The 11,242-nt window shown below is 35.1% G+C and carries 7 protein-coding genes; all 7 read left to right on the top strand.

Translation table 11 applies throughout. The features are described 5' to 3' along the window. Positions 1-3 precede the first annotated feature (3 nt). A complete protein-coding gene (locus BW946_RS20825) occupies positions 4-147 on the top strand; it encodes a T9SS type A sorting domain-containing protein (RefSeq protein WP_228402682.1) in 144 nt (47 codons plus the stop codon). Positions 148-156: 9 nt separating this feature from the next. Beyond that, positions 157-3,591 carry a hypothetical protein gene (locus tag BW946_RS20820; protein ID WP_076597999.1) on the top strand — a complete coding sequence of 1,145 codons (3,435 nt, stop codon included), beginning with the start codon at positions 157-159 and terminating at the stop codon, positions 3,589-3,591. A gap of 7 nt (positions 3,592-3,598) precedes the next feature. Then, on the top strand, positions 3,599-7,018 hold the full coding sequence (locus BW946_RS20815) for a DUF6443 domain-containing protein (RefSeq protein WP_076597998.1): 3,420 nt from the start codon (positions 3,599-3,601) through the stop codon (positions 7,016-7,018). 2 nt (positions 7,019-7,020) lie between these two features. Then, positions 7,021-7,905 (top strand): hypothetical protein, encoded by an 885-nt coding sequence (locus BW946_RS20810; protein WP_076597997.1) that lies wholly within the window; start codon positions 7,021-7,023, stop codon positions 7,903-7,905. Between the two features lie 104 nt (positions 7,906-8,009). Next, on the top strand, positions 8,010-8,966 hold the full coding sequence (locus BW946_RS20805) for an RHS repeat-associated core domain-containing protein (RefSeq protein ID WP_139326059.1): 957 nt from the start codon (positions 8,010-8,012) through the stop codon (positions 8,964-8,966). A 772-nt stretch (positions 8,967-9,738) separates the two neighbouring features. After that, positions 9,739-10,743 (top strand): RHS repeat-associated core domain-containing protein, encoded by a 1,005-nt coding sequence (locus tag BW946_RS21935; RefSeq protein ID WP_076597995.1) that lies wholly within the window; start codon positions 9,739-9,741, stop codon positions 10,741-10,743. A 3-nt stretch (positions 10,744-10,746) separates the two neighbouring features. Then, entirely contained in the window at positions 10,747-11,088 is a 342-nt protein-coding gene (locus BW946_RS20795) for a hypothetical protein (RefSeq protein ID WP_076597994.1), read from the top strand. The last annotated feature ends 154 nt before the right edge of the window (positions 11,089-11,242 follow it).

Below are 11,242 nucleotides of genomic sequence, written 5' to 3'. Positions count from 1 at the left end.
GATATGTCTGGAAGGCAGCTTCAGAATCTAAAAACAAAGAACAGAGTCACTAAAATCAATACCCAGGCTTTGGTTCAGGGAGCTTATCTGGTGACGATAAAAACGGATAATAATAAAACAGTAAGCGCAAAGCTGATCAAAAAATAAACATATTTTATGAGAAAAAATATTCCAGCTATTATTTTGTTAATAGCTTTTTGGAGCCATACGCTTTATGCTCAAACCTCACCAGGAAGTGGAGGTAAAAGTTATGTAGGTGATATTAATAAGATGTTTGCTGCGGCACCTACTGCGAACAATCTAATGAAGTTCGAAGAAGTTCCGGTAAGTTATTATACAGGAATTCCTGACATCAGTATTCCATTGATAGGTATGTCAACCAGTGGGACAGAAATTGGAATTGGAGTACAGCTTAAATACCATCCTTTAAGTGCCAAACCAGAGGACAGATCAGGAGAAAGTGGTTTAGGGTGGAGTTTAATAGCAGGTGGGACAATATCCAGAACTATTAGAGGAGGGGGTATTGATGAAAAAAACGTAACTATTGGATTTTCAACACCACCCAAAGTAAAATTTGGTATTTATAACGAAGTCTATAACCCTACGGGTAAATTGATGAGGGATGAACCCTATGATCAAAATGAATATAAATATGCTTCAGGATTGGGGAAATTTGATACAGAATATGATTTGTATCAGTATAATTTTATGGGTCAGTCAGGTCGGTTTTATATTGCGAAAGATGCCGGAGGAAACTATAAAATAGAAAAACTGGATAAAAATAATCTTCAGATCATCTGTACACCAGACTCTCAAGGAGTGGTTAATTCTTTTACGATAGTGGACGACAAAGGAATACGATATATTTTCAGTCCAATGGAAAAATCACATCAGTCGGTTACAACAGTTAAAACAGGGTTAGTCAATTTGCAATCGAATATTGATTCAAGTTATGACATGGATAATTATTGGGCTTCTTTTCATTTGACAAAGATTGAAGATCAAAATAATATTACGTTAGCTGTTTTCAAATATGAACTTTCTTCAGTAGTAAAGTTTGAAGACCCACCCACCACAACCCGTAGACTCGCTAAAGATGTTTATTACTATAATACAGCCAATAATACTAGTGGAGGGTTAGATAATCCTGATGATAGCATGCCTGGTGCTATTGAATCTCAAACGGTGAATAATGAGATGTTGACAATGCTTCTTACAAGCGTTGAGGTGATAGGAAAAGGAACGATTTATCTCAACTATGAAAAAGGAAGATTAGATACAAATTACAAGGAATCTTCAGAAATGTATAAACTGAAGTCTATTCAATCTAACTATGCTGGTCAGAGTATTTCTCAATACACTGATAAGTATGTGTTTGATTATAAATACACTAACACTACTTACCAGCAAGCCAGTGGTCAACAGAAAACAGAAAACAAAATGCTGTTGAACAAAGTAACAAAAATAACCCCTAACGGACAAAATCTGGAATATAAGATGGAATATACTCTTCCAACTGGTAATCTTGTGAAAGATCAATGGGGATATTACAAAGGTGAAGGTAGCGGTATTAAAACAGATGTTCTCCAATCTTTAACTTACCCAACAAAAGGAAAGATCGTTTTTGATTTTGATTCGAATGATTACAGCCATTATTATAATGGTGCAGTAATGGAAGAGGTTACAGGTCATACAGAAACCCACCCGTTTGAGACGTATATCAATTTTGGGCAATTTAGTACTACTTACAAACAACCATTTTTCAAAGTAAATACAGCACAATATGTTAAGCTTCATTATATATTGGGGAATCTGATTTATTATAACTGGATCTTTAAGATATATAAAAAGACAGGAGATAATACTTTTGTAAAAGTTTATGAAGCAGGTAATGGAAGCCAAGCCTGTAACCGACCTCCTCCTACCTGTATGACAGGAGGAGTGGATGAAGGAAATGAAATCCACTCAGAATATAATTACGATGTTTATTTTGAACCTGGTGTTTATTACGCTTCTTTGGAAGGTAATTTTTCTGTATCAATTCCGGGTGATACGGCAGATGGATTTGAGGCAACAACCGTAGAAGATGTTTTTATTGATGAAAAAGTACGTAGAGGAGGAGGTTTAAGGATTAATAGCATTGCTTATTTTGCCGATGCTTCTTCGGCAGATCCTTCGAAAAAATATGTTTACAATTATAAAAATATTGAAAATGCACAGAAAAGCAGTGGTTCACTGGTATTTCCTGAGCCAATCAATAAATATACATATAGCTATTCGTACAAGAATAAACATGTCTATCCTACTCTTATTTACAGTGCTAATTTTGACGTAACAACTGATTACAATATTCTCCCTGTTCAAAAGACTCAAGGGGCTGATGTGGGATATAAATATGTAACGGTACAGGAGATTGATAAAGATGAAAATACAAATGGAAAGACGGTATATACTTACAGATCACCGTTGGATTATCCAAATACATCCACAATGGCTCTTCAGATGCCGATTCGTCCAATTCCCAATGAAGATTACCTTAGAGGACAGGTTATTTCAGAAAAAAAATATAATGAAGCAGGAAAAATACTTTTAGAAACGAATACGGAATATACTACGTCGGAATTTATTAAAAATGACGGGGTAAAACTGATTGATAACTTTTACAATTCAATGATTTCCCTGTTTTTTAGTTTTACTAATTATCAATTTGCTTTAAGCCAAACAGGAATATCGATAGCTCTTACTACACCTTATAAAAACTTTGAGAAGTTCGGAGTTACTTTACCTTCCAAAAGGAAAGAAACTTCTTATTTCTACGAAAATGGAGTTCAGAATAAATTAATTACCATGACTGATTATATATATAATACTGAAGATTATCCATTATCTGAAACACAAAGTGTTTTAGGAGGGGATACTTATTCAAGCTATTATCAATATGCTAAAGAGAAAAACAACCAGCTCATGATTTCCAAAAATATGATCGGGATTCCTTTGGAAACCAAAACCCAGCAGACAACAAACGGCATCACCAAAGTAACATCAAGAGAAGAAACGATTTATCCCACTGCTCTGCCTCATGCAATCACCGGAAACTTAGTGCTTCCATTATCTGAATATTCCTATGATACCCTGAACCCAACTGTTTCCTCTAAAGAGGTCACCTATGAAAAATATGATGAAAAAGGAAATATTCTTCAGTACAGGGAGAAAGACGGCACTCCGGTGAGTATTGTCTGGGGTTATAACAAGACCAGGCCGATTGCCAAAGTGGTAGGCTCTACCTATAGTCAAATCGAAGGGATGATCAGTACTATCGTAGCCAAATCCAATGAAGATGCCTCTGATCCCACCAAAGAAGCCGAACTTTTATTGGCTCTTGATGCCTTTCAGCCTGTGGGGATGGTCACCAAATATACTTACGATCCTTTAGTAGGAGTAACTACCATCACACCACCATCAGGAATAAGAGAGCTGTATGTCTATGACAGTGCCAACCGATTGAAACAGGTTCAGATAAGAGAAAGAGACAACACAGGAACCTATAGCTATAAGGTTGTTAAAGAGTTTAAGTATAACTATAAGCCGTAAACACACCATGAAAAAAATACAACTTTTAGGTCTGCTGTTTACAGCGATGATGACCTTTGCACAAAGTACCACAGAAAACTATATACATTCCAAAACCTGTTTAAATGGTGACTGCAGCAGGAAAACAGAAACAGTCACCTATTTTGACGGATTAGGGAGGCCCAAACAGATTATCAGTGTAAAAGCCACCACTACAGGAAAGGATTTGGTTACTCCCATTACCTATGATGCATTTGGAAGACAGGCCAAGGATATTCTTCCTGTTCCTGTCAATACCCTCAATTCGGCAATCCATACCGGTATTGTGAATGAGAGCACAGCAAACTCTTATTACGGCACAGCTAATGCTTACACCGAAAAAGAGATTGAAAACTCTCCATTGAACAGGGTACTGCAAGTGGCCCAGCCGGGTGAACCATGGAAGATGACATCCGGACATACCCAAAAGTATAAATATGAAGTAAACCAGGGATCAGAAGTTAAGAAATTCATCACCAATACAATTACCAGTACAACAGGAACAGATAATAAAACGGTTTCTTCTTTATCACTGACGCCGGGAAGCCTGTTTTATAATGCGGGAACATTATACAAGAACACTGTAACGGATGAAGACGGAACTCCTGTAACAGAGTTTCAGAATGGGCGTGGTGAAACCGTACTTGTACGCAGAACAGACGGATCGCAGAATATCGATACCTATTATGTCTACAATGAATACGGCCAAAAAGCATTTGTAATTTCCCCTCTGGCAGTAAAGAAAATTGAACAGAATAGCAATGTGGTTACCACTGATATTGTAAATTCTCTATGTTACCAGTACCGATATGATGGATTGAACAGGCAGGTGGAGAAAAGACTACCCGGAAGAGACGATTGGGAATCTGTGGTGTATGATGCCGCAGACCGCCCGGTGCTTACCCAGGATGTGAACCTGAAGAATAAAGGACAGTGGCTTTTGACCAAGTACGATGCCTTTGGCCGCGTTGCCTATACCGGACTTATTGCCGGTGGAGAAAGAGCCGCCATGCAAAGCCAGCTTGCTTCTCAGGTGATCAGTGAAACCCCTACTGCCACAGGTTTTAACAAAAACGGGATTATGGTGTATTACACCAATACCTTTTTTACTAATTTTCAGACCCTTCTTTCTGTTAATTACTATGACTCTTATCCAAGAGATACCAAAGAATTTCCTCCTGCGAAAATCCAGGATCAGTATGTGATCAACGATGACAAAGCACTTAACGGTGGGGTTTCAACTCAGAGTCTCCCTACAGCCTCTTATGTAAAAAACATTGAGGACGATAACTGGACGAAAACTTATTTCTATTACAACACCAAAGGGCTAAAGGTAGCAGAGAAAAGCTGGAATCATTTAGGTGGATATACAAAAAAGGAATTTCTGCTTGATTTTTCAGGCTTTCCTTTGCAAACTGTCACCAGGCATAAGCGTTTAGATACCGATGTTGAAAGAGTCATTACAGAAACCTTTGAGTATGATCATCAGAACAGGCTGCTGGCACATAAGCATCAGGTGGATAGTAATCCGGTAGAAATTCTTGCCCAGAATAAATACAATGAACTTTCCCAGCTGGAATCGAAGAAAGTAGGAGGAGTTACGGCTTCTTCCCCGCTTCAGCAGATTGATTACAAGTATAATATCCGGGGCTGGATGACCCAGATTAATGATCCTGCCGTTTTAAATGGAAAGCTATTTGGGTATAAAGTAAAATATACCAACCCTGTCTATTCAGATATTTCTCCCGGCAGATATAATGGGAATATTGCAGAAATAGACTGGAATATGTCAACAGTCAATAACCTGAAAAGATATAATTACACTTATGATAAGCTAAACAGATTAACAGATGCTGAATATGCAGAACCGGAAAAGACCAATCCGCATAACAAGAATTTTGATGAACGTTTGAGCTATGATGTCAACGGAAATATTACATTTCTGAAAAGAAACGCGATTCCTGTTTACGGTTCAACCTCTACTGTGGTAGATAATCTTGAGTATAAATATACTGGCAACCGTTTGAATCAGATCATTGAAAGCTCATTAAACGATTCCGGCTATGAAGGCGGAAATAATATCATAGATTATGATTCTAACGGAAATATGATCAATATGAAGGATAAGGGGATTCAAAGCATCGTTTACAACTACCTTAATCTCCCCAGAAGTTTTTTTATCACCCAACCAGATTTGTTTGGAAATGGGCAGACTTCAAATAGTAGCTTGGATTATCTCTACCGTGCAGATGGTACAAAACTTCGCAAAACGTATTCCAGTGCTCCTCCACGTGGGCTGACGAAGACTATTATGACTGATTATCTTGATGGCTTCCAGTACTCTTACAGAGAAGGTGGCGGAATATGCCTTGAATGTCGTACTGAAACAGCTTTTGAGGAACAGGCATATAAAAAACTCAATACTTTTCCGGGCATTGGTGGAACTCCAACATGGAAGCTTGATTTTGTGCCCACAGCAGAAGGATTTTACAGTTTCACAGAAAACCGTTATATTTACCAGTACAGAGATCACCTTGGGAATGCCAGGGTAAGCTTTGCCAAAAACAGCGAAGGCGTTCTTGAAGTTACAGATACCAACAATTATTATCCATTTGGATTAAATCATATTGAAGGGATGCTTAGTAGTTCTAATTTTGGAGGGTATTATAGTTATAAGTACAATGGTAAGGAATTGCAGGAGACCGGAATGTATGATTACGGAGCCAGATTCTATATGCCGGATGTAGCAAGGTGGCTTTCTGTGGATCCTTTAGCGGAGAAAATGCGTCGTCATAGTCCTTATAACTATGCGTTTGATAATCCTGTAAGGTTCATCGACCCAGACGGAAGACAAGCAGATGATTGGCGAAACAAAAATGGACAGTTAGTTTATGACCCCAAAGCTAACGATGGAAAAGGAGCGTATACAAAGTTTGCTACTGATAAAGACAAAGCATATGGAGATGGTTTGAAAAATTCAGGTAATACAGGTGCCACGCAATTTGATCAATTAGTAACTTCAAAGTTACCAACTACTGTAGAATATAGTAACGAAAACCATCCTTTTTCAATGGGAGAGACGCATCCAATTGAGAAAGATGGCAAACTTGTAGGTTTTGAGATTACAATATATGAGGGATCTAGTGAAGATGCATTTAAAAATCCAGACAAAGTTTTAAATTCTGACGAAGCAGATAATGTGAAGAAGGGAAATTTAAGTGCTTTTGATATATCAACTTCAACTTTTGGTCATGAGATTGCCCATGCAAATGAAAAAAACCATCAACTACTTAAGAAACAGGGAGAAACTGGTATTATTGACCCTAAAAATAACAGCGAAACAACGCCAACAGTTATAGGAAAACAGATTCTTAAAGAATTGAGAGATAATAAAATTAAAAATAAATAATTATGAATAAGTACTTTATTATTGTTTTACTTTTTTTAGTTACTTGTTGTAAATCTCAAAGTATCACCACGTTTTCTCAATTAGAAAATAATATTAGAGAAACACTTTTTCAAAAAGGTTATATATCACAAAATGAGTATTCTCAAAAAAAAGGTTTTACTATTTATGGAACTTATCAAAGAAAAGTTGATGAAAAAAAGTTACGAAATGGTATATATGATCTTTATTTAGGAAATCATAGTCCTCAATTCAAATTTATTTACGAGCGAAATAAAATTATTTTTTTAGATATTTATTCTTTCAAGAATTTTTTAGAATCAATGAGAACACAAATGGTTTATTTATTTGAACAAAGATATTGTAGAGAAATTATTGTTGATTATGTAAAGAGATTGATTAGAACACATTACAGTTTTAATAGAAATCCAAGAGATCTGTTTAATAAAAATTGTGAATTTCGAGAAAAAAGAATACCAAGTACATTTTATTTAAATGAAATTAAGAGTAAAATTATTACCGAAATTGCGCAGAAAGAGGATTTAAAAGAAGAAAATTTGCAACTTGAAAAAATTGAAAACATTGCAGTTAGCGAGTTAAGTGTATATTTTGGTATTAATGAGAAAGAAAAATTGGAAGAAGGAATTTATAGTTATGTTAATATAAATTCTAGTGTTTCTAATAATAGTTATTTTATCCTAAATGGAAATGATATTAAGTTTTTGAAAATGGATTCAGATGAATCATTCATTAAATCAATTCAAGAAATAATTTTATTTGGAGAAGATAAAAATATATGTTCTGAAAAAACTATTTGGTGTATTGAACAATTATTTTCAAATTATATGGAAAACTCTTGTCTTTCTAAAGTTACGAAAGATTTGCCGTAAACAATTTCCTGCTGCGCAAAGTCTCCCGACTTTGAGCTGGCCAAATAAAAACAAAACCACTGCAATTGCGGTGGTTTTATTCTTTTATCCTGTAAAACCGCTATATTTACCAGTACAGAGATCACCTTGGGAATGCAAGGATAAGCTTTGCCAAAAACAGCGAAGGTGTTCTTGAAGTTACAGATACCAACAATTATTATCCATTTGGATTGAATCATATTGAAGGGATGCTTAGTAGTTCTAATTTTGGAGGGTATTACAGTTATAAGTACCAAGGACAAGAACTGCAAGAAACAGGTTTTTATTCGTTTAAGTGGAGAAATTACATGCCCGATGTGGGAAGGTTTTTTAATATAGATCCTCTGAGTGAAAAATATGCTTATCAATCTCATTATAATTTTTCTGAAAATCGTGTTGTTGATGCAAGAGAGCTGGAGGGATTAGAAGCTGTAGATTTTAGGAAGAATGATGGCTATAAAAATTTAGTTGTTGTTGTACAGGGATGGTCGGGAGATACGAAGAAAGGATATACCCAATCTCAGAATGTAGGAGGTAGCAATAATCCTGATTTTAAAGGAAAAGGAAACCTTGATCTTACTGGTATTGGAGGATTAGTTGGTTTAGCTAATTCTAATACTCGAGTTGTTGTTTTTGATTCATCACAGAATGAAAATACAAAAAATGACCTCAAATCAACTATCTCAAATTTTAATAATGTGCATTCAGACGGTGTGGTTGCTGCTGTGGGGCATAGTTTAGGAGGTGATAATCTGGTAGAATCAGTAAATGAAAATAAAAATTTAAAAGTAGATTTAATGGTAACTTTAGATATAATGGATAGTTATTCTGATACAAAGATACCGTCTAACGTATCGAAAGCGGTTAATTACTACCAGACAAAAAATATATACGGAGGAGAGAAAATAGAACCTACAAGTGATAATAAGACTACTAAAATAGTAAATGTTCTTGCCCCTACATCAGATCATAAAAGCATAGATAATGATTTAAGCACAAAAGTTAGAGATGTTGTAAAAAGAGAATTAATACCTAATCAATAATGAAAACAGTTACAAAAATAATTTTAATTATTTCAATAATTTATACCGTACTTTTATTATATTTTCAATATGATTATTTTTTAGAATTTACCCCTTTGGTGATAGTTCTATTGGCAATTAACTTTTACATGATTTATAAATATAATAATAAGTTGCTAAACTTTATTTTAAATGGTTTATTGTTTGTCTTTCTAATATTTTGCTTCTCCTTCGGGGTAGCATTAAGGCAGGACTGGTAGACATAAGCTTTATAAAACAACAAAGCCACTCAAACGAGTGGCTTTGTTGTTTTATAAAATGCTTTGCAATTTAGTTTGTTTTAGGAACGCATCAAGGAGAGCGAAGACGTGTTGTCTATCATTCTCTTTTAGCTTTTGTATATCCAAAATTTTAGCGACAATATTTTTATCCAGTAGAATATCCTAGACCCCCGCCCCCGCACGATTGTATCGTGTGGCAGATAAAAAAAGAACCCTTGCAAAATTGCGAGGGTTTTATGTTTTATAAAGCAGTCACATTTTTATTAAAATAAGTTTTTAAATTTTTGGTAGTAAGTATAAGTATTTGATCTGGCATTTTAAAGATCATTGATTGAGCTTCCCCCATTAAGCAGGTTTCTTAAAATCCGGTTTATCCTCAAAAGTAGCTTCTTAAGAAATAATGCTTTTATAGTTTTTAATCAGATTAAACAGCTTTTAAACATCAGGCCTATAAAAATACTGGGCTTCTGTTCCCTGATATTGACTTAACTCCACAATGGAGGCTTGATTTTGTGCCCACAGCAGAAGGATTTTACAGTTTCACAGAAAACCGTTATATTTACCAATACAGAGATCACCTTGGGAATGCCAGGGTAAGCTTTTCCAAAAACAGCGAAGGTGTCCTTGAGGTTACGGATACTAACAATTATTATCCATTTGGATTAAATCATATTGAAGGGATGCTTAGTAGTTCTAATTTTGGAGGGTATTACAGTTACAAGTACAACGGGAAGGAGTTGCAAGAGACAGGGATGTATGATTATGGAGCAAGAATGTATATGGCAGATATTGGTAGATGGGGCGTAGTAGATCCGTTGGCAGAACAATATCGTAGATGGTCGCCTTACAACTACGCAGTAAATAATCCAATTAGATTCATAGATCCTGACGGACGTGGTGTTAATGATATTATTATTACAGGAAGTGCAGGAGCAATTGAAAAATATAAGAATGAAATCTCTAAAGGGACAGGAGGTTTTTATATAGCAAATGTGGATAGCTCCGGAAAAGTTAGTCTTGTTTCAACTGGAATTGGTAGTCTAGGTATAGAAATGACAGCCGAACAAAAAGCATTTTACCAAGAATATTCAAATGTTGTAAATAGTAGTGATGTAGTGAAACAAGAAGTTGTAGAGAATGATGTAAATACAGTTGTTGATAGCTGGGTTACAAATAAAATTGATATTGCAGATATTGCAGAATTCGACAAAGCGGGAAACGGTGGAGCTACGAGTGCAGGAGCACTAATTCATTCAACTGTTGAGCAGCATGAGAAAGCCAAGTTGAGTTTAAATGCTGGAGATCTTGGAAAAACCTCTGGCGGAGTAGCGGTAGATTATGAGGCTTCTCATAATATTGCAAAAGGAGCAGAAAATAAGGTAAATGGAAATACTAGAATTGAGAATACAACAGGAGGAGCTGATAGATTTATTGATAGTAAAAACGCCGTAACAGAGCAAACTTTAACAACTACAGCAACAGGAGGAATTAACGTTAATAAAAAACCTATACCATAAACTATGAAAAATATATTAAATATTATTCTTGTAATGTTCTTTTTCTCATGTTCTATCACAAAAAAAGAAATTTTATCAAAAGGATCTTCAAAGTGTATAGAAAATAAAAGATTTAAATATGAGTTTTACAAAAATATAAATATTGTTGATAGCTTGATTACCAAAAATCAAAATGAAAATTTTCATAAGTCTCTTAAATTCATTTCAATATATTCGCACGTATCATACGAGAGTGCATTGAATTATAGTAGAACATATCCTTACGGAGCATATGAAAAAGATAGAAAAGAATGGATAGATTGGTATGAAAAAAATAAGTGTAGCAATATTCAATTAAAAGACTAATTTAAAAGCAAACAAAAAAGAGTCTGTCCGAAAAGTTTGGACAGCCTCTTTTCGTTTTAGGTAGTGTCTCACTAACTGTGTAAGTTAAAAAGTTATTCTGGAAAATTTTGAGCCCTCATAGCTCAAAAAATTTTACGGAAATAACTTTTTATTA

Source organism: Chryseobacterium sp. RU33C, assembly GCF_900156015.1.
GTDB classification, from domain to species: Bacteria; Bacteroidota; Bacteroidia; order Flavobacteriales; family Weeksellaceae; genus Chryseobacterium; species Chryseobacterium candidae.
Note: the sequence above shows the minus strand (reverse complement) of the source record. Positions and strands in the feature narration are given on the sequence as shown.